Source organism: Kitasatospora sp. NBC_00039, from assembly GCF_045160625.1.
Classification (GTDB): domain Bacteria; phylum Actinomycetota; class Actinomycetes; order Streptomycetales; family Streptomycetaceae; genus Kitasatospora.
Genome location: NZ_CP108289.1, coordinates 944,913 through 964,284, shown reverse-complemented (window position 1 = coordinate 964,284; position 19,372 = coordinate 944,913). Strand labels below are relative to the sequence as shown.

The window sequence follows — 19,372 nt, the reverse complement described above, 5'->3', positions numbered from 1 at the left end:
GTCGGCCCGTCCGGCCGCCGCGACAGACTCTTCCGGGCCGGCCGCGGCGGCGGGAGAGACCTCCTCAACCAGGGATCGGCGATCCCTGGCTCGGCGTGCCGCCGGTGCGCGATGCTGAAGGCATGATCGACCGACCGGCCCTGGCCGACTTCCTGACCCGTCGTCGTGCGCGCCTCGCCCCCGCCGACGTGGGCCTGCCGCCCGGCGCCCGGCGTCGCACGCCGGGCCTGCGCCGCGAGGAGGTCGCCCAACTGGCCGGGCTCTCGGTCGACTACTACGCCCGGCTGGAACAGCGGCGCGGCCCCCAGCCGTCGCCGCAGCTGGCCGCCGCCCTCGCCCGCGCGCTACGCCTGACCGACGACGAACGCGACCACCTCTTCCACCTGGCCGGCCACGAACCGCCGCGCCGGCACAGCCCGTTGAGCCACATCCGGCCCGGCCTGCTGCTGATCCTGGACCGCCTGCACGACACCCCGGCCCAGGTCGTCTCGGACGTCGGCGACGTCCTCGCCCAGAACCCGATGGCCGCCGCGCTCCTCGGCGACGCGGCGGACCGGGCGCCCCACCTGCGCAACGTGACGGTCCGCTGGTTCGCCGACCCCGCCGCCCGCGCCCTCTTCCCGCCCGAGGAGCACGACGCCCTCGCCCGCGCCCACGTCGCCCACCTGCGCGCGGCCCACGCCGCCCGGCCCGGGGACCGGCACCTCGCCGCCCTGCTCGACCGGCTGCGGGCCACCGGCGAGGAGTTCGCCGCCTACTGGGAGCGGCACGACGTCGCCGTCCGGCGCAGCAGCCGCAAGACCTTCCTGCACCCGGTGGTCGGCCGGCTCGACCTCGACTGCGAAGTCCTGGCGACCGGCGGCCAGGACCAGCTGCTGCTGGTCTACACCGCCGACCCGGGTTCGGACACGGCGGAGCGGCTGGAGCTGCTGCGCGTCGTCGGCAGGCAGGACCTCGGTGCCCCGGAGCCGGGGGGCGTCCTGCCGTGACCACGGCCGACCCGCGGGCTCCGGCGGACCGGCGGGCTCCGGCGGGCCGCCCGGCTGTCGCTGGAGGAGCTCGAAGGGGACCCTGTCATCTGTCAGGGACCGCTCCCGCCGCACCCCTCCTACGCTGCTGACCACTGGCCAGACCAGCCACACCAGAGGGAGATCCACCCATGCGCAAGATCATCCACGCCGCCGCCGCGCTCGCCCTCGCGACCGCCGCCATGACCGCCCTCGGCACCACCGGCGCCCAGGCCGCCGACGGCTCGTGGGACGGCTGCCCGTACGGGGCGGTCTGCGTCTACGGCGAGGGCGCGCCCACCTCCACCCCGCCGACCGACGTGTTCTGGAGCTACGGCGCCCACAACCTGCAGAACAAGACCGGCTGGCACTGGGTCCTCAACAACCAGTCCGGCGGCGCCCACTCCCACCTGTGCCTCGGCTACAACGGCACCAACTGCAACTACGACATGCCCGCCCAGAACGGCGTCTGGGCCGACCTCACCCCGGTCAACTCCATCACCCTCGACCGCCCCTGAGGAGCTGACCACCCCCTGAGCACCTGACCGCCCCTGAGCGCCCCTGAGCGCCCCGACACCCGCCCCTGCCCCGTGGCCGCCGGATTCCGTCCGGCGGCCACTGCCGCGTCCGCGGGCCATCCTCACGAGGCCGACGTGACCGCGGAGGCCGGATGCCGGCTGCCGATGCCCGGCTCCGCTCGCCATCGGCTGGGCGAGGCGCTGCCGTCGGTCGACGGCCCGCCGCTGGAGTACGTCGCCGATGACCCGGTCAACTCGTCTGCGGAGAAGCGCAGGTGAGGTCACGCGCGGGTATCCGGTCGGCGAGCAGGTAGGACTCGACGACGTCGCGGACGCAGGTGTTCGGGCCGGGGTACTGGCCGTGGTCGCCGTTGCCGGTGACCGTCACCAGGCGGGAGCCGCGCAGCGCGCGGTGGGCGGAGAGGGCGGCCTCGTAGTACGTCGCCGGGTCGTGGACCGAGTTGAGCATCAGCGTGGGCGGCAGCCCGGCGCCGGTGACGCGGACCTGCGGCGCCGTGGGGGCCGGCCAGGTGGCGCAGACGGCGGCGAAGGCCAGTGTCCGGGCGCCCACCAACGGCCACCGGGCGGTGTTCTCGGCGCCCCGGGCGGCCCAGACGGAGAGGTCGCGGCTCCAGGCCGTGTCGTTGCAGGTCACCGAGAAGAACTCGACGAGGAACTCCGGGCCGAGGTACTCGCCGAAGACCCGCCGCGCCGTCGCCCGTGCGGCCGGGTCGGCACCGGGCCAGTCCTCCAGTGCCGTCAGCGAGGTGGCCAGCAGCGGGAAGCCGTTGTCCCTGCTGTAGATGCCCTGGATGGTGCCGTTGTCCAACTGGTTGGGGCCTATCGTCAGCGTGCCGTCGACGAGCGGGTTGTCGTGCAGGGCGGCGCGCCGCTGCTCCCAGCGGGCCTTGGCCTCGGCGGGGGTGGAGCCGTAGTGGTAGGTGCTGTCGCGCGCCGCGAGCCAGGGCAGGAAGTCCTCCTCGAAGCGGCGCTGGAAGCTCATCGGCTGGCCGAGCTGGAACTGCTCCCAGCTGCCGTCGAAGCCGATGTTGCTGTCCAGTACCATCCGCTCGACCCGCTGCGGGAAGAGCGTCGCGTAGTACGCCCCGATCATGGTGGCGTAGGACGGGCCGTAGTAGGTGATCCGCCGCTCGCCGAGCAGGGCGCGGAAGAGGTCGATGTCGCGGGCGGTCTGCTCGGTGTTCAGGTAGGGCAGCAGGCCGCCGCTGCGCTGCTCGCAGTCGGCCGCCAGCTTGCGGGAGTTGGCGATGACGCGGTCCCGTGCGGCGGGGGAGTCGTCACGAAAGTCCCCGGCGAAGAAGGCCTGGAACTCCTCGGGGGTCTGACAGACGGCCTGGGTGCTGTGGCCGACCCCGCGCTGGTCGAAGCCCACCACGTCGTACGCGGCCCCGAGGGCGGGCGCGTCGTGGACGAAGCCGGCCGGGCGCAGCAGACCCTTGCCGCCGGGGCCGCCGGCCGCCATGAGCAGCGTGCCGCGCCGCTGGGCAGGGTCGGCCACACGGTGCCGGGAGACCGCCACGGTGAGGTCCGGGCCGCCCGCCGGGTGGTGCCAGTCGCGCGGGACGGCCATGGTGGCGCACTCCAGCGAGGGCTCCTCGGCGCAGGGCTGCCAGGCGAGGTGCTGCTGCGCGTACCGGGCGGGGACGGCAGGTGTGGCGGGTAAGGCCGAAGCGCCGGCGGCCCCGGCGGTGGCCGGCAGGGTGACGGCGGCGAGCAGCGCGGCCGTCAGGGCGGCGAGCGGCGTCCGGCGCCGGCGCGTGCCGGTAGGGGCGCCGGTGCGGCTGTCGGCCGGGGTGGACGGGTCAGGGCGGGTCACGTTCGCGTTCACGTCCATGATCCTGGCCGCCCGGAGCCGGGTGATCGATGGGGTGGGCACCCGTCTTGGGGGTGTAGCTGGATACACCGCCCGGACGGTGACTGTCCGGGGGGTGTCCGGGGCACGCAGCACAGCTGTCGGAGCATCGGCAGCCCCTGATGGAGTACTCGGGGGACGAACACCGGGGCAGGACGGACGGTGCTTGCCATCGACGGCGGCCCGTTGTCCGTGACGGCCGCTAGGCTGCCGTCCGCAGCGATCAGGACGGCACCACAGCAGGGCGGGCGGTACAGACATGACGACGGACCAGGGCACGGACCGGGGGACGGATCACGGCACGCACCGGGGCGCCGGGGAGGGCGTGAGCCACGCGCAGCGGGCGCTTGCCGCGCTGCACGCGCTGGCCGAGGAGCTGCCCGACGAGGTGGAGCTGCTGGCCGGCTTCACCGACGAGCAGATGGACTCCTGGCCGGTCTTCGTGCCCGAGGCCTGCCGGGCGGTACTGCGTGAGGTCGGCGGCGTCGAGAGTGACGAGTGGGGCACCTACTCCTTCGGACCGTCCGGACCGGGCGGCTTCGGAGACGGCTACCTGGCCGTCGGCGGGACCGGGTACGAGGGCGGCGAGGTGCTGGTCGGCGTTGGGACCGGGCAGCGTGACGACTGGGGCCCGGTGCTCCTGATCGAGCCCTGGGACGAGGCGGAGAGCATCGCCGAGGCGCCCGGATTCGTCGGGTGGCTGCCCGAGTTCGCCGGCCGGCTGGCCCGCGGCGGCGAGGCCTGGGAGCAGACCCCCCCGGGCCGGGACGGTGGCCGCCGTCCCCTCGCTGCGCGCGGCCGCCGACGACCCCGGGCTGGCCCGGCTCGCGGGCCCCGGCGACAGCCTGACCGACGTCGTGGACCTGCGGGCGCTGCCCGGCTACCCGTGCCTGCTCGCCTGGGAGCCCTACTACTCCTTCTCCTACGACACGGCGGACACCGGCAGCAGCGAGACCGGGTTCGCGCTCGCCGGCGACGGCCAGGTGCTGCTGATCCGCAGTCTCGTCAGTGGTGACTTCCTCGGCCGCCCGGTGGCACGCCCCGCCGTGCCGGCCGACGCGCCCGAGCGCGCGGTGGCCGAGCTGCGGGCCCTGGCGGCGGAGCTGCCCGGCCTGGTCGAGCTGGACGAGGGGTGCGGCGAGGCCGAGCTCGATGCCTGGCCCGTGCCGCTGCCCGGCGACGTGCGCGCCGTGCTGCGGGAGCTGGGCGGCGTCCGGATCGCCGGGCTGGCCCCGGTCGAACTGCGCGCCGGGTCGGCCGCCGGGCGGCTCTCGCCCGCGCTGGTGGAGATGGTCGGCGGTGTGGGGTCGTTCTGGCCGGTCGCGTCGATCGAGTACGGCCGCCGGAGCGCCTCGGTCCAGGTGCGGATCGACCAGGAGTCGGGGGCGTGGGGCTACGTCGTCTCCGTCCCGGCGGACGCGGAGCGGCTCGCGCAGTCCCCGGAGCTCACCCTGCTCGCCGAGTCCTTGCCGCACCTGCTGCTCCGTCTGGCCCGGATCGCCCGTGGCGCGGCGCAGCGGGCGAGGACAGCGGAGGGCGGCGTGGACGGCACCGGCTTCGCGAGCCGGGCGCTGGCGGGCGGTCAGCACTTCTTCCCCAACACCGGCGAGCCGTGGGTCCACCCGGCCCCGCCGCACGGCTGGTCGGCGGACGGTGACCCGCTGCGGGCCGCGGCTGCGGCCCGACTGCCGGCGAACGCGCTGGTGGCGGACCTGCGGGATGCCCCCGTCCCGGCCGACCTCTGCTTCCACCGGGTCAAGGGGTGGGGCCATCGGGCACGGGCCGAGCGGCTGCGGTTCTTCGGCGGCGGCCGGCTCGCCGCCGTCGTCCCGGCTCCGGCACCGGACCGGGCCCCGCGGTAACCGGCCGGGCGGGCGCCGGGCGTTCCGCCGGGCCGGGGTCTCCCGCGTCGGGCCGTCGGCCCGTCTCCAAGCGCGACCGGTCGACTACTGTATGCGCGGAAAAGCGGGGGCGGCTGCGGCTCGACCCCCGGCCCTTCGACGCAGGAGACAGACGGTGGCTGAGAGCCTCATCGCGACGCTGGACACGACCCTCGGCACGATCAAGGTCAGGCTGTTCCCGAACCACGCGCCCAAGACCGTCCGCAACTTCGTGGAACTCGCCCAGGGCGAGCGCGAGTGGACGCACCCGGAGACCGGAGAGACGTCGAGCGACCGGCTCTACGACGGCACCGTCTTCCACCGGGTGATCGCCGGCTTCATGATCCAGGGCGGTGACCCGCTCGGCCTGGGCGTCGGCGGTCCGGGCTACAAGTTCGACGACGAGATCCACCCCGACCTCTTCTTCAACCGGCCCTACCTGCTGGCCATGGCCAACGCCGGGAAGCAGAACGGCCGGGGCACCAACGGCTCGCAGTTCTTCATCACGGTCGGCCCGGCCCCGCACCTCAACACCAAGCACACCATCTTCGGCGAGGTCGTCGAGGGCACCGACGTGGTGGACGCGATCGCCAAGACCGAAACCGGCGCCAATGACCGCCCGGTCGAGGATGTCGTGCTCCGGACGGTCACCATCGAGCGCGTCACCTCCTGACGCCGTCGCGCCCGGGCCCCCGCATCGTCGGTCCGACGGTGTGGGGGCCCGGGCGCACGGTTGTGCCTGCGCGGCGTCAGATGCGGCACTCCCCGGCCACTCAGTAGGCCGCGGTGAAGCGGGTGCGGTGGTGGGCGGGGTGCTCGGCCTCGTCGAGGAGCACGACGGCGAGGTCCTCCATGGAGATGGCCGAGGTGCCCGCGGCGTCCACCACCAGTTCGTCCCGGCCGAGGCGGTAGCGGCCGGTGCGCTCGCCCGGTGCGAGGAGCGCGGCGGGGCTGAGGTAGGCCCAGTCGACCGCGGTGTCGGCCCGGTAGAGGGCGAGCTGCTCGCTGCAGGCGAGGGCGATGGGGAGCCAGCCGGCCGGGAAGCCGGGGCCGTCGACGACGGTGGCGCCGTTGCCACCGGGCAGGGTGAGGCTGCCGGCGCCGCCGACGGCCAGCAGCCGCACGCCCGTTCCGGCCAGGCCGGCCAGCAGGCCCTTGGTGGCGGTGGCCAGTTCGCCCTCGCTGCCGGGTGCCGGGCGGGTGGCGCTGATCACCACGTCCCGGCCGGCGGCGAGCCGGGTGACGTCCTCGGCGTTGCGGGCGTCTCCGGTGGCGATCGTGGCCTCGGCCGGCAGACCGTGCGGCCGGGACGGGTCGCGCACGACGGCGGTGACCTGGTGGCCGCGGGCGAGGGCCTCGGCGATGACGCGGCTGCCGACATTGCCGGTGGCGCCGAACACGGTGATGCGCATGGGGTTCTCCAGAGATCGGTGGGAAGGGGAAGCGGGTGGCGGGAGGCCCGGCGTCGTGCGCGCGGCGGGAAGTGTCAGACAAGCCCTAAGCGGCGTGCTCGCGCGCGGGGTGCTGCTCGTCCGCGGGCCGGGGGAGCGGCGCCGTGTCGGCCGGGCGCGGCCGCTGGGTCTGGGCGGCGACCAGTGAGCCGAGCACGATGACCGCGCCGACCGCCTGGACGGGCGAGAGGTCCTGTCCGAGGGCCAGCCAGCCGAGGGCGGTGGCGACCACCGGGCTGAGCAGCCCGAGGAAGGTGACGGAGGTCGGCGGCAGCGCCCGGATCCCGCGGAACCAGAGCGCGTACGCGATGGCGGCGCCGATCAGGCCGAGGTAGGCGTAGCCGAGCAGGTTGGCGCCGGTGAGGTGGGACGGCGGTGCGCCCTCCACCAGGAGCGCGACCGGGACGAGCATCAGGCCGCCGGCGGTGAGCTGCCAGCCGGTGGTGGCGAGCAGCGGGGCGGGCGAGGTCCACCGCTTGGAGAGGACGACGCCGGTGGCCATCACGACGGCGCCGCCGAGCGCGGCCGCGACGCCGAGGGCGTCGAGCTGGGCGTTGGCCCGCAGCACCAGCAGGCTGACCCCGATCACGCCGGCGATGCCGGAGATCAGGGTGCGCAGTGAGAGCCGGTCGCCGAGCAGTCCGGCGGAGAGTCCGGCGGCGATCAGCGGCTGGACGGCGCCGACGGTGGCGGCGACCCCGCCGGGCAGGCGGTAGGCGGCGATGAAGAGGAGGGCCATGAACGCGCCGATGTTGAGAGCGCCCAGCACCAGCGAGCGCCACCACCAACTGCCCGTCGGCAGGCGGCGGGTGACGGCGAGGAGGAGGATTCCGGCGGGCAGGGCGCGGAGCACCGCGGCGAGCAGCGGGCGGTTGGGCGGGAGCAGTTCCGTGGTGACGAGGTAGGTCGACCCCCAGACGGCGGGGGCGAGAGCGGTCAGCAGCACGATTCCGAGGCGATTCCTTAGCACTAAGCAAATGTATCTCAGCGCTAAGGAAGATTGCCCCGGCCGGGCGAATCGGGTGATGTGAGGTATCTCACCACTAAGGCATCGCATAGGCTGGACCCGTGGCAGATCATGTGGACCGACTGGTGCGGCAGTGGGGCGCGGAGCGCCCCGACCTCGACGTCTCCCCGATGGAGGTGATCGGCCGGCTCAAGCGGGTCTCCCGCCTCGTGGACGCCGAGCTGAAACGCAACTTCGCCGAACACGACCTGGACGCCGCCTCCTTCGACGTCCTCGCCACCCTGCGCCGCAGCGGCCCGCCCTACCGGCTCACCCCCACCGGGCTGATGCAGTCCGCGATGGTCACCTCCGGCGCGATCAGCCAGCGCCTCGACCGGCTGGAAGCCCGAGGCCTGGTCACCCGCACCCCCAGTGGCTCCGACGGCCGCAGCCGCGACGTGGCCCTCACCCCCGAAGGCCACGCCCTGGTCGACCGCACCCTCCCCGACCACCTCGTCACCGAACGGCGCATCCTGGCCGACCTCGACGCCCCTCGGATCGAGGCCCTGGTGGCCACCCTGCGCACCCTGCTCACCACCCTGGGCGACGGGGACGACGGGGTCCGGTAGCGCGCCCGCGTGCCGGATGTACCGCCCCGTGAGCCCTGTCATCGACCCCGATGGTCAGTTCACCCGGGATTTGACCGCCACCGCCTTGAAGAAGGTGTAGTGGAACGTCCCGCCCTCCTCCGCGGTGCGGCGCAGGTCGGCGATGCCCTCGTCGAAGGCGGCCGCCGTGGTGAGGCCCGCCGCGAGCGCGGCGGCGCGGACGGACTCGACCATCGCGACGAAGGTGCGGCGGGTGAACCCCTCGACCAGCTCCGGGCGGCTCCCGTCCGCATAGACGGTCCGCGGGCGGACGGTGACGTCGTGAAACCCCGCCTTCGTCAGCAGTGGGTACAGGCGGCGCCCGAGCTCGCCGTCGCCGCCCGCATCGGCCTGCAGCCGGACGAGGTGGTCCACCGTCGCGCGGGCGGCGGGGCTCTCCGGGTGGAAGAGCGCCGAGCCGTGGTCGCCCTCGATCACGGTGATCGTCCCGCCCGGCCTCAGCACCCGGCGCAGGGCGGCCAGCGCGGCCACCGGGTCGGCCAGGTGCTCCAGCACGAAGCAGACGAAGAGATGGTCGAAGGAGTCGTCGGCGAACGGCAGCTCGTGCAGGTCCCCGTGGTGCCACGTCACCTGCGCGCCGGGCGCGTGCGCCGCGACCCGGGCACGGGCCTGGGCGAGCGAGTCGGCCGAGATGTCGGCGGCCGTCAGCCGCACCCCGGGGCTGCCCGCCAGCAGGTGCAGCGTCTGGGCCCCGACGCCGCAGCCCGCCTCCAGCACCCGGCTGCCGGCCGGGTACGCCGTGCCCGCGTGCAGCAGCTCCGCGAGGGTGTCCGCCTGGTCGCCGAGCCGCTGGGCCTCGGTCGTCGAATAGCCGTGCACATAGGCGTGGTCCTCCGTGGGGCCGGCGGCCCGCGACTGCGAGATGGTCTCCGGGAATGTCGTTTCCGTCGTCATGGCCCCAGCCTGGCCCGCACAATGGACCGGTGAACAGGTCCAAAGAGACGGCCCTTGGCAGGTCCAAAACCGCCGGGACCGACTTCCTGCAGCTCGACACCGCCGACGCCCCGGCCGGCGGGCTCGCCGACTGGCTGGCCCGGCGGCTGCGCCGGGCGATCACGGACGGCCGCCTCCCCCCGGGCAGCCGGCTGCCCGCCACCCGGGTGCTCGCCGCGGAGCTGAAGGTCTCCCGAGGGGTCGTCACCGACGCCTACCGGCGGCTCACCGAGGAGGGCCAGATCGCGGGCCGGGGCAGGGGTGGCACCGTTGTCGTCGCCACCCCCGCGCCGCCGCCCCCGCCGGCCGGGCCGCCCGCCCCGGCGCCCGCCCTGTTCGACTCCGTGCCCGTCCCCGAGAGCTTCGACGCGCTGCGGGCCACTCCCGCCCGGATCGACCTCTCGCCCGGCGTACCCGACCTCGCCGCCTTCCCGCGGGCCGCCTGGCTGCGCGCCGAACGCGCCGTCCTCGACGGGCTCCCCGCCCGCGAGTTCGGCTACGGCGACCCGCGCGGCACCCCCGCGCTCCGCCTGGCCGTCTCACACTGGCTCGCCCGTAACCGGGGCATCCGCGCCGACCCCGACGAGGTCCTGATCGTCGCCGGAGCCGCCCAGGCCCTCGCCCTGCTCGGCCAGGTGTTCGGCCGGGCCGGCATCACCGAGGTCGCCGTCGAGGACCCGGGCTCGCTCGGCACCCGCCAGCACCTCGGCCACTGGCTCACCGCGACCCCGCCCGTCCCGGTCGACGCCGACGGCATCCGGGTCGACGCGCTGCGCGCCAACGGCGCCCCGGCCGTGCTGCTCACCCCCGCCCACCAGTTCCCGGCCGGTGTGGTGCTCGGCGGTGAACGGCGCCGCGACCTGCTCCGCTGGGCCGGCGAGGGCGGCCTCGTCATCGAGGACGACTACGACGCCGAACACCGCTACGACCGCGCCCCCGTGCCCGCGCTGCGCGCCGTCCTCCCCGAACAGGTCTGCTACACCGGCAGTGTCTCCAAACTCCTCGCCCCCGCCCTGCGCACCGGGTGGCTGCTCGTGCCGGCCCGCCACCGCGAGGCCGTCCTCGCCGCCAAACGCTTCGCCGACCTCGGCAACGCCGCCCTGCCGCAACTGGTGCTGGCCAGGCTCATGGAGACCGGCGAGCTGGAGCGCCACCTGCGCCTGCTGCGCCCGCGGCACCGGCGGCGCCGGGACGCCATGATCGCCGCGATCGGCGCCCACCTGCCGGGCGCCGTCGTGCACGGCGCGGCGGCCGGTCTGCACCTGATGGTCACCTTCCCGGCCGGGCTCGACTGCTCCGACACCGAACTCGCCACGGCGGCGCTCGCGCACGGCGTCAAGGTGCAGCCGCTCTCCTGGCACGCCAGGCTGCCGCACCCGCCCGGGCTGGTGCTCGGCTACGCGGCCGGCGCGCCGGGCGACATCGCCGAGGGCATCGCGGTGCTCGGCCGGTTGTTAGGGCGGATGGGGTAGCGGGGGCGCGTCGCGCCCGGCCCGGCCGGGCCGGATCCCGATAGCCTGGCGCACCGGATCGCCCGGCCCCGCCGGTCCCCGTTCCGTCCGCGTTCAGTCCCCGCTCCCTTCTCCATCCGCCCCGAGCCGCGCGCTCAGCCCGATCTGTCGGACGTCCCACCGCCCGACGCCCACCGTCCGACGCTCTGCCCGTCCGACGCCCTGTCCGTGCCGGCCCTGTCTGTGCCGAGACCTGTGTCAAGCCCCGTCCCCTACCCGGGAGGCCCGATGCCGTCGCTCCGGCGGACCGTCCGCTGCGCGGCGCTGGCCCTGCTGCTGACCGCCCTGACACCGGCCCCGGCCGGGACGGCGCGCGGCACCCACCGGCCGCCGCCGCCCATCGCGGAGAGGAACACCCCCATGCCGACCGAGGACTCCCGGCTGCTCGCCGGCCGGCGGATCGTCTACTCCTACCCCGGCCCGACCCCGCCGCCCGCCCTGATCCAGGCAATCCGCGAGGGCCGGGCGGCCGGCGTCATCCTGTTCGGTGACAACACCGCCGTGCCCGCCCGACTCCACGCCGCTGTCGAGCAGATGTGCCAGGCCGCCGCCGAGGCACCGGGTGGCCGGCCGCTGCTGCTGATGACCGACCAGGAGGGCGGCAAGGTCCGGCGGCTCCCCGGTGCACCCGAACTCTCCGCCCGCCGGGCCGGGTTGGCCTCCGACCCGGTCGGCGAGGCCGCCCGGTCGGGCGCCGGCGCCGGCCGCAACCTCGCCGACACGGGCCTGAACACCAACCTCGCCCCCGTCCTCGACGTCTACGACACCCCCGACAACTTCATCGACCACTCCGAACGCTCCTACGGCCAGGACCCCGCCGTGGTCGCCACCTTGGGCGCCGCCTTCCTCACCGCCCAGCAGGGGCTCGGTGTCGCCGCCACCGCCAAGCACTTCCCCGGCCTCGGCTCCGCCGCACGTGACCTGAACACCGACCTGGGCCCCGTCACCCTCCCGGTGCCGCTCGCCGAGCTCCGCGCCCGCGGCGAGGAGCCCTACCGCGCCGCCATCGCCGCCGGCGTCCGGCTGGTCATGACCTCCTGGGCCGTCTACCCCGCCCTCGACCCGGCCCGCCCGGCCGGCCTCTCGTCCGCCGTCGTCCAGGGCGAACTCCGCGAGCGCCTCGGCTTCCAGGGCGTCACCATCACCGACGCCCTCGAAGCCGGCGCCCTGGCTTCCTTCGGCGACACCCCCGCCCGGGCCCTCGCCGCTGCCGGGGCGGGCATGGACCTGCTGCTCTGCTCGGCCCGCGACGTCGGCCAGGGCGACGCCGCGGCCGCCGCGCTGGCCGACGGCCTGGACAGCGGCCACCTGGACCGCCGGGCCTTCCTCGATGCCCTCCACCGGATCGACACCCTGCGCTCCTCCCTTGCCGGGCGCGGCCGTTAGAGTGAGGGGCGTAGCGGGGGATGGCCGGGTCCGCCGAGGATCGTCTCGCCCCGGGCCTCGCGGTGCCTGGTCGCTCGGCAACCCCGCCACCCCGATGCTCCGTCAGCCTGATGCTCCGTCAGCCCGTCGCGCGTCGCTCAGGCGTCGAGCAGTTCGCGCAGGTCCAGGAAGCGGTAGCCGCGGGCGCGGACGGCGTCGATGATCAGTGGGAGCGCCTCGGCGTCCAGGCACCGGTGGTCGGGGCTCTCGTCGGGTGCGCCGACGTGGAGTTGGAGGATCGCGCCGGGCACGAGGGCGGCGAGCGCGCGGTCGACGGCCTTGACGGTGGTCATGCCCCCGGCGGGGCCGAGGTAGCCGTTGGTGTCGGCGGTGAACTCGAGGTCGGCGAAGCCGAGCGCGTTGACGTCGGCGATCCGCTGCGGCGTCGTCTCGCTGTAGGGGAAGCGGAAGAACGGGAGTGGCTCGGCGCCCGAGGCGGTTCGGATCGCGGCGTCGGCGCGCAGCACCTCGGCGCGCGCCTGCTGCGGGCCGAGGTCGGCGAAGAACGGGTGGCTGTAGGAGTGGTTGCCGAGGCTGTGCCCGGCGGCGGCCACCGCGCGGACGGCGTCCGGATGCTGCTCGGCGAACTGCCCGGTGGGGAAGAACGCGGCGGGCGCGGCACGCTCGCGCAGCTCGGTGAGTACGGTGTCGAGCCCGGTCTCGTCCCAGGCGGCGTTGAAGGTGAGCGCCACGACCCGGTCCTCGGTGGGGAGCCGGCGGACCTCGCCGCCGAGCAGTGACGCGGGCGGGGCGGCGACCGCGGTCAGCGTGAGGGCGGCGGTCACGGCGGCGGCGATCGCGAGGAGACGTTTCACGCCCGCTCAACGCCGGCGGCCGGTCAAGGACACGGGTTCGAGCGGTTCGGGGGTTGCGGGCGGCCCACCAGGTGGGGAGGGCCGGGATCGCGCCATCGAAGGCCGCTTTCCGGTCTGTCCGGTGAGTCGATGCCCGATCGGCGGCCGGGCGTTCGAATCGTGTGCGAGGGTGGCGGAACGCCACATGTGAAATGTCACATGTGGCGCTATGAGAAATTGAGAAACGGAGAACCGCATGAACCGAATCACTCTGCTCGCCGCGGGCGTCGCCGGTGCGGCGACGCTGCTGGCCGTTCCGGCCGAGGCGGGTGCGACCACTGCGTCGATCACGGCCACGACCGTCACCTGTGGCGCGTCCGGGCTGCAGGCCGGGCTGTCGACCAAGGTGTGCGCCGAGGTCACCGGCGACGGCGTCCAGTTCTACGGGCAGGTCGCCCTGGCCGGGCCGCCGAGCCCGGGTGGTCCGCAGCCGCAGACCCGCGAGCTGCTGACCGGGCTCTCCGGGCAGATCGTGGGCGGCGCCTCGCTCGGCTCGGTGAACGGGCGGACGCTGTTCACGGCCAGCACGGTGCAGGTGCGGGGTGTCGGCGGCACGGTGCCGTGCGGGTCGACCGTGCACGGCAGCTTCAGTGTGGCCGCCTACCCGTGGAACCCGGCGCCGGTGACCGTGGACGTCGCGGTGTCGTGCTGATGACCGGCCGGTAGTACGGCGGGGCCCGGGAGGTGGGGTAGCGGACTCCCGGGCCCCGCCCGTTCGGCTGCGAATACTCGGCCGGCGAAGGTGCGGCTGCGGGCGATCGCGGGCGCTGCCCGCGGGGCCGGGCGGCCGCGATTCGATGACGACTTGAAGAATTCTTCATCCACAGGGGATGATGCTCCACGGCCGAACCGGCCGAACCGGCCACCCGCCGGTGGTGGCACCGGCCACCGCCCACCGGGCACCACGGCGCGCAGGCGAGCACCAGGGAGGGAGCGGACGATGCCGGTCCCGCTGTACCAGGCGAAGGCGGAGTTCTTCCGCACCCTCGGGCACCCGGTCCGCATCCGCGTGCTGGAGCTGTTGCAGGACGGGCCGAGGCCGGTGCGCGAGCTGCTGGCCGAGATCGAGGTCGAGCCGTCCAACCTCTCCCAGCAGCTCGCGGTGCTGCGCCGGACCCAGCTGGTCACGGCCACCCGCGAGGGAAACACCGTGGTCTACGCGCTGAGCACGCCGGACGTGGCCGAGCTGCTGCGCGCCGCCCGGCGCATCCTCACCGACCTGATCACCGACCAGGGCGCGCTGCTCACCGAGCTCCGCTCGCCCGGTGCCCGCGCCGTGCAGGCCGCGGACGCCGGGCGCGCCGCCCGCACGACCAGCAGGTGAGAGCCGGGCGGGCGGCGTCCCACACCCGCCCGGACCAAGCCCACACGGCACGACCGCCCGACCCGAAGGAGAACCCGGCCATGGCCGACGGCATCAGCGACGAGAAGAGCAGGCGCAAGGCCATGCTGATCCGCGCGGGCATCTACATCTTCGCCACACACCTCTTCGCCGGGTTCGTCATCCTGCTCTTCACCCTCGGCGACCGCCACTGAGGTGGTGCCCCTGATCGAGGGCGCGACCGTCACCGAGGCCGCGACCGTCACCGAGGCCGCGACCGTCACCGAGGCCGCGACCGTCACCGAGGCCGCGACCGTCACCGAGGCCGTGACCGTCACCGAGGCCGTGACCGTCACTGACGTACCGGCGGGTGGTGCTGGTCCACGCGTGGACGCCGTCGACCAGCTCCCGGGTGCCGTTCAGGTACCAGTGGCCGGCCGGGTGTCGGAGCAGCAGGCGCCGGCGGAGGGTGTCGCTCTCCTCCCTCAGACGTGCGACTCGGGCACGGACCGCCGCCGCGGCCTGGGTGCGGGTGCAGCCGCGGATGCGTTGCAGGGCCAGCACGGTGTTGAAGGCCACTGCCGCCTGGCGCTCCTCCCGCTCCAGTGAGTACAGGTCGTTGATGAGTGTCGCCGCGTCGGCGGTGTGCGCCCGCAGCCGGTGCAGCGCGGGGTCGGCGTGCAGCCTGGCCGGCGCTTCGGCGCCGTGGACCCGCTCCAGTATGTTCATGAACGGGTAGAGACAGCTGGCGTGGCGGCGCAGTCGCACGGTCTCCGGCAGGCCGGGGGAGGTGCGCCCGGCCCGGTGGGCGGACTCGGCGAGGAAGGTCTCCAGACAGGACCGCCACTCGGCGGTGCTCCGCTCGCGCCAGGTGGGGGACATGGCGTCGCACTGGCGCTCCCACAGCTCCCGCCACGAGTGCAGCAGCGGCGGGTCGCCGGCCGCGGCCGCCGGGGCGTTCCCGTCCAGGACGGCGAGCAGCGGCTCGACGACGGCGTGCGCCTCCGTCGGCCGGCGGCCGGGAGGGCCGTCGAAGCGGTCGTCGAGGATGGTGAACCAGCCGAGCACGTCGACCAGCAGGTCGAGTTCGGCGCCCCGGGCCCGCGGGTAGGAGTGGCCGATCAACGAGGGGAGCGCGTAGGCCTGGTAGCGCGGCAGCTCGGCGGGGGAGAGCAGACGGTGGTGGAGTGCCCAGTCGGCGTGCCGGTCCGTGGCGGTGCGCAGCTCGCCGGGGAGGCGGCGACGGGCGGCCGCGGCGGGCAGGCGAGGCGCCGGGTACGCGGGCCGGGCCGGCCGCGGGACGGCGGCGACGGCCGGTGCGGCCGTGCCCGGTGTGGCGGGCCGTGCGGCGGCCGGCCGTACGGTGGGCGTCTTCGGTGCGCCGGGGGTCTCGCGCGGGGCGAGCCGGACGCGTAAGCCCTGGGCCTGGACGGTGGTCCAGACCACCTCGCGGGCCCGGGTGCCCGGGACCGCCGTCGGCCGCCAGCGGCGCAGGATCGCGGCGGCGGCCACGGTCAGCTCCGCCCAGGCGAACGCCTCGCCGATGCACTTGTGCTTGCCCGCCCCGAACGGCAGGAACGCATGCCGGCCGCCGCTCGCCGTGCCGCCGCCCCCGTGCCGCCGCCCGGGCTGGAAACGCAGCGGATCCGGATAGAGCAGCGGGTCACGGTGCAGCGCGGTGAGGCTGTAGAGCAGCTCGGTGCCGGCCGGGATCCGGTACGGGCCGAGCTCGACCGGCACGCTCGCAGTCCGCATCAGGAAGGCGTTCGGCGCGTGCAGCCGGACCACCTCCCGGGTGACGCTGCGGGTGTACGTGAGCCGGGCGAGCGCCTCCGGGGTGGGGACGGCGCCCGGCGGGAGGTGCTCGTCCAGCTCGGCGAGGACGCGGGCCTCCACCCGGGGGTGCCGCAGCAGCTCGTCGATCAGCCAGGTGAGCGTGGTGGAGACGGTCTCGGTGCCTGCGCCGAACATGGTGATCGCCTCGGAGCGGACGTCCGCCTCGGTGAGCGGGCGGCCGGTGGCCGGGTCGCTCGCGGCGCGCAGCAGCCCGGGCAGAGTGGTGTCCGCGTTGCCGTCGGACCGCCCGGAGCCGTCGGCCGGGCAGCCGGTCGGCCGCGCAGAGCCGTTGACGGCTTGGTCGACCACCTGGTTCAGCACCCGGACGGCAGCGTCGAACCGCCGGTTGACCGGCAGCGGCAGCCGGGCGAACGCCGGGTGCGGGTAGAGCGACTGGACGATCTGACCCTTCACCATGTCGGGCAGCGCCCGGTGGAAGGCGAGCGTGGCGTCCTCGCTCAGCCGCGCGTCGAACAGCGTCCGGGTGACGATCTCGAGTGCGAGGTGGTTCATCTCCTTGGCGACGTCGAGGACTTGGCCCGGCCGCCAGCGTGCGGTGCGCTCCTCGGTGACCTGATGCATCACCGCGAGGTATCCGGCCATCCGGTCCGGGCCGAATGCGGGCTGGACGACCCGGCGGCGGTCGCGGTGCGCCTGGCCCTCGGACATCAGCAGGCCGTCGCCGAACGCGGTCTTGAGGGTGTCCTGGACGGCGCCGCGCGGGCAGTCGTGGGCGAGCGTCACCAGCAGGGTGTGCACCAGGCGGGCGTCGGTGACCACACAGACCGTGCGCGGCCCGAGTCGGATGCGTACGACGCCGCCGTGGCGGGAGAGCGAGCCGAGGAAGCCGAGCGGATCACGCAGCAGGGCGGGGGCGTGGCCGAGGCCCGGGAGCGCGCCCGGCGCGAGTGGGGGAGCGGCCGGGGCGGCTGGCCGGGGGGCGCTTCCGAAGGGAACGATCGGTCTACGAAGCTCGGTCGTCAGGGGCATGACATCACCTCTCACCAGGGGGACCGGCGCGGCGGGCCCGCCGGAGCCGCCGCCGTGCCAGGCGGGATCCGAGGGCCCCCGACCAGGGCGGACCCCCGCGTACGCCGTGAACAGAGGGGCGCACGCTATGGCAAACGCGCCGGTCCGGCGAGCGTTGCGCCATACCTCGGGGGATCACTCCATCGGCGGATCGTGCGCGCCGTCCCCCGGGCGCGGCGCGCGCGGTGGGCGAGTCGGACGGCGGGGGTGTGGTAGGCGCGCCGGCAGGTGGGCGGCGCGGCCGGGGAGGGTGCTGAACCGTTCCCGCGCCGTCAGGCCCGGTGGCCCGGCCTAAAGTCGGCGTCCACCCGGTCGAGCGGGATCGTCTCGGTCTCGGTCTCGTTCACGGGCGGAGTCTGGCCGGGGGTGGACGGTGTCCGCAACCGGCCCTCGGAGGGGACGGCCGGCGTGGCGGGTACCCGCATCATGCCCGCGACCGGGCGCCCGGTTCCGTGTGCAGGGCCTGATCTGGGCGGACGGCCTCGGCCGAAGGCGCGTCCGCCCTTGCCTCACGGGCAGGGCCCTTCGGCCCTCGGCCGGAGGGCCCCCGCCGGTCCAGCATGGTCCGGGACCCGTCCGGTCGGTCCGGGACCCGTCCGGTCGGTCCGGCGCCTGCCCGGACGGCCCGCGACCCGCCCGTAGGGTCCGCCACCCGTGTGCACGCCCGGAACCGACGAGGAGCCTGATGACCCGTCCGTACGGCCTCACCCGCCGGCCGTTCGGCATCCATGTCGATCCGGGCGGCGGTCTCGGCCCTGCTTGTCCGCCGCCGCCACGACGGGCACGAGGGCCACGACGGCCTGATTGCGCCGGTGGAGAGGGCCTTCTGACGGGCAGGACATGATCGGGTCCAGGTCCGGGTCCGGGTCCGGGCCCAGAGCAGGCAGGCAGACGGCCGACGAGAACCAGGCGACGAGTAAAGAGCGACGAGTACACCCACCGACGGGCACACCCGAAGCAGAAGGCGGAACCAGGACCATGGACTGCGAAGAAGTCATGCTGACCGTCCGGATCACCGCGGCCGAGCGGGCGCTGCTGCGCGCACTCGCGCGCGGCCACGGCAGCGACGTGTCGGAGGTGGCGGCGGACGGCCTGCTCGACGTCATCCCCGCGCTGCACGGCGACGCCGCCGCGCTCCGGCTGACGCGCGTCCTGGCCCGCCCCGCACCCTGCGCCGTCACCCTCTGGCTGCCCTCGCCCGTCGCCGACCTCCTCCCGTTGCTCGGCGACCGGGTCGCCCTGGACTGCGGGCTGTCGACCTGTCCGGCGAGCCTCGCGCTCGCCGCCGCGTTGCGGCTCTGGCTGGCCGGTGACCCGGCCCGGCTCGCCGCCTCCCTCGCGACCATGCACGCGCCGAGGGCCTGCCGGACCGCCGTCCCCCTGCTGGGTGTGGCGGCCTGAGTGTCCTCTCCGGCCGCCGGTGTCCTCACCTAGCCCCCGGCGCGCGGCCCTACGGCAGCACACCGGGCGGCGCGCACGGCGTGTCCCGGCGCTCGTGGGGACGTCGGAGAGCCCCCGTCCGGAGGCTGCCGTGGCAGCCGGAGTGACGCTTCGTCGGAGGTGTCCCGGAAGGTCTCCCCGAACGTCTCCCTTAAGGGCTCCCGGATTGCTTCCCGGATTGCTTCCCGGGTGGTGTCGCGGGTGGTGGTGCGGGTGTGCACGGTGAGTTCGAATGGCATGTCAGGGGCGAGAAGTCTGCTGGTCAGGGCTCTGGTCAGGGCCATCCGGCGGGTCTGGCATTCCGGTCACCGCAGCCGGAGCCCGGCCCCCCGGCCGGCCCGGCCGGGGGGCCGCCACCACTCCCTGTCGGGGAGCGCGTACCCCTCGAGCGCGCTCCCCGGCACGGCCGCGCGCCGACTGCTCAGGGCCGCTCACGGCCGGACGGGGCGGCACGATCATCATCGCCGGACCCCCCGGCCGGGCTGACGTCTGCGCCGGGCCGCGCCGGCCGCGCCGCTCGTGGCAGGCCGTTTCAGGCCGTTCCACGCCCAGCACGGAACCTCTCCGACGGCCGTCCGGCCGGGCGCCGCGGCCGGGTGCACCGAAGCCGGACGGAACGGGCCCGTCCGTGTGCGACCGGAGCCACCGTCAGGCCCGGAGAAGGGCCTGTGGCGGCGTCC

18 protein-coding genes are annotated in these 19,372 nt (G+C 75.1%); 11 read left to right on the top strand and 7 right to left on the bottom strand.

The window, feature by feature from the left end; genetic code table 11:
• Positions 1-125 precede the first annotated feature (125 nt).
• Both OG286_RS04690 and OG286_RS04685 read left to right on the top strand, forming a co-directional pair.
• Positions 126-989: a helix-turn-helix transcriptional regulator gene (locus tag OG286_RS04690; protein ID WP_396322389.1), complete on the top strand. Its 864-nt coding sequence runs from the start codon at positions 126-128 to the stop codon at positions 987-989.
• A gap of 170 nt (positions 990-1,159) precedes the next feature.
• A complete protein-coding gene (locus tag OG286_RS04685) occupies positions 1,160-1,525 on the top strand; it encodes a hypothetical protein (RefSeq protein ID WP_396322183.1) in 366 nt (121 codons plus the stop codon).
• Between the two features lie 250 nt (positions 1,526-1,775).
• On the opposite strand, the gene OG286_RS04680 is transcribed toward OG286_RS04685, so the two are convergent.
• Positions 1,776-3,380 carry an alpha/beta hydrolase gene (locus OG286_RS04680; protein WP_405363884.1) on the bottom strand — a complete coding sequence of 535 codons (1,605 nt, stop codon included), beginning with the start codon at positions 3,378-3,380 and terminating at the stop codon, positions 1,776-1,778.
• Positions 3,381-4,168: 788 nt separating this feature from the next.
• On the opposite strand from OG286_RS04680, the gene OG286_RS04675 reads away from it, so the two are divergent.
• On the top strand, positions 4,169-5,260 hold the full coding sequence (locus tag OG286_RS04675; RefSeq protein WP_405364759.1) for a hypothetical protein: 1,092 nt from the start codon (positions 4,169-4,171) through the stop codon (positions 5,258-5,260).
• Positions 5,261-5,414: 154 nt separating this feature from the next.
• Entirely contained in the window at positions 5,415-5,951 is a 537-nt protein-coding gene (locus OG286_RS04670; RefSeq protein ID WP_396322185.1) for a peptidylprolyl isomerase, read from the top strand.
• A 100-nt stretch (positions 5,952-6,051) separates the two neighbouring features.
• Here the strand turns inward: OG286_RS04670 and OG286_RS04665 are convergent, their stop codons facing one another.
• Together OG286_RS04665 and OG286_RS04660 are read right to left on the bottom strand one after the other, a co-directional pair.
• Positions 6,052-6,690, bottom strand: coding sequence for an NAD(P)-dependent oxidoreductase (locus OG286_RS04665; RefSeq protein ID WP_405363022.1), 639 nt, complete (start codon positions 6,688-6,690; stop codon positions 6,052-6,054).
• Positions 6,691-6,775: 85 nt separating this feature from the next.
• Positions 6,776-7,675: an EamA family transporter gene (locus tag OG286_RS04660; RefSeq protein ID WP_396322187.1), complete on the bottom strand. Its 900-nt coding sequence runs from the start codon at positions 7,673-7,675 to the stop codon at positions 6,776-6,778.
• Between the two features lie 122 nt (positions 7,676-7,797).
• Here OG286_RS04660 and OG286_RS04655 point away from each other — a divergent pair, with 122 nt between their 5' ends.
• Positions 7,798-8,304 (top strand): MarR family winged helix-turn-helix transcriptional regulator, encoded by a 507-nt coding sequence (locus OG286_RS04655; RefSeq protein WP_396322188.1) that lies wholly within the window; start codon positions 7,798-7,800, stop codon positions 8,302-8,304.
• A 54-nt stretch (positions 8,305-8,358) separates the two neighbouring features.
• Here OG286_RS04655 and OG286_RS04650 read toward each other — a convergent pair whose 3' ends face one another.
• On the bottom strand, positions 8,359-9,237 hold the full coding sequence (locus tag OG286_RS04650; protein WP_396322189.1) for a methyltransferase domain-containing protein: 879 nt from the start codon (positions 9,235-9,237) through the stop codon (positions 8,359-8,361).
• On the opposite strand from OG286_RS04650, the gene OG286_RS04645 reads away from it, so the two are divergent.
• Both OG286_RS04645 and OG286_RS04640 read left to right on the top strand, forming a co-directional pair.
• Positions 9,219-10,748, top strand: coding sequence for a PLP-dependent aminotransferase family protein (locus OG286_RS04645; protein ID WP_396322190.1), 1,530 nt, complete (start codon positions 9,219-9,221; stop codon positions 10,746-10,748). The two genes, OG286_RS04650 and OG286_RS04645, sit on opposite strands and share 19 nt — an antisense overlap.
• 267 nt (positions 10,749-11,015) lie before the next feature.
• Positions 11,016-12,173: a glycoside hydrolase family 3 N-terminal domain-containing protein gene (locus tag OG286_RS04640; RefSeq protein WP_396322191.1), complete on the top strand. Its 1,158-nt coding sequence runs from the start codon at positions 11,016-11,018 to the stop codon at positions 12,171-12,173.
• Positions 12,174-12,310: 137 nt separating this feature from the next.
• Here OG286_RS04640 and OG286_RS04635 read toward each other — a convergent pair whose 3' ends face one another.
• Positions 12,311-13,027 carry a polysaccharide deacetylase family protein gene (locus tag OG286_RS04635; RefSeq protein WP_396322192.1) on the bottom strand — a complete coding sequence of 239 codons (717 nt, stop codon included), beginning with the start codon at positions 13,025-13,027 and terminating at the stop codon, positions 12,311-12,313.
• A gap of 235 nt (positions 13,028-13,262) precedes the next feature.
• Here OG286_RS04635 and OG286_RS04630 point away from each other — a divergent pair, with 235 nt between their 5' ends.
• The 3 genes from OG286_RS04630 (at position 13,263) to OG286_RS04620 (ending at position 14,602) form a co-directional block, all read left to right on the top strand.
• The gene (locus OG286_RS04630; protein ID WP_396322193.1) at positions 13,263-13,718 is read left to right on the top strand and encodes a hypothetical protein; all 456 of its coding nucleotides are present in this window, start codon (positions 13,263-13,265) and stop codon (positions 13,716-13,718) included.
• Positions 13,719-14,006: 288 nt separating this feature from the next.
• On the top strand, positions 14,007-14,390 hold the full coding sequence (locus OG286_RS04625) for an ArsR/SmtB family transcription factor (protein ID WP_396322194.1): 384 nt from the start codon (positions 14,007-14,009) through the stop codon (positions 14,388-14,390).
• A gap of 80 nt (positions 14,391-14,470) precedes the next feature.
• Complete coding sequence (locus tag OG286_RS04620) at positions 14,471-14,602, top strand: DUF6126 family protein (protein WP_396322195.1); 132 nt, start codon at positions 14,471-14,473, stop codon at positions 14,600-14,602.
• Here the strand turns inward: OG286_RS04620 and OG286_RS04615 are convergent.
• Both OG286_RS04615 and OG286_RS04610 read right to left on the bottom strand, forming a co-directional pair.
• Positions 14,580-17,213 carry a cytochrome P450 gene (locus OG286_RS04615; RefSeq protein ID WP_405363027.1) on the bottom strand — a complete coding sequence of 878 codons (2,634 nt, stop codon included), beginning with the start codon at positions 17,211-17,213 and terminating at the stop codon, positions 14,580-14,582. The genes OG286_RS04620 and OG286_RS04615 overlap by 23 nt on opposite strands.
• Before the next feature lie 311 nt (positions 17,214-17,524).
• Positions 17,525-17,680, bottom strand: coding sequence for a hypothetical protein (locus tag OG286_RS04610; protein WP_405363029.1), 156 nt, complete (start codon positions 17,678-17,680; stop codon positions 17,525-17,527).
• 550 nt (positions 17,681-18,230) lie between these two features.
• On the opposite strand from OG286_RS04610, the gene OG286_RS04605 reads away from it, so the two are divergent.
• Positions 18,231-18,653, top strand: a complete 423-nt coding sequence (locus OG286_RS04605; protein WP_396322198.1) for a hypothetical protein — start codon at positions 18,231-18,233, stop codon at positions 18,651-18,653.
• The last annotated feature ends 719 nt before the right edge of the window (positions 18,654-19,372 follow it).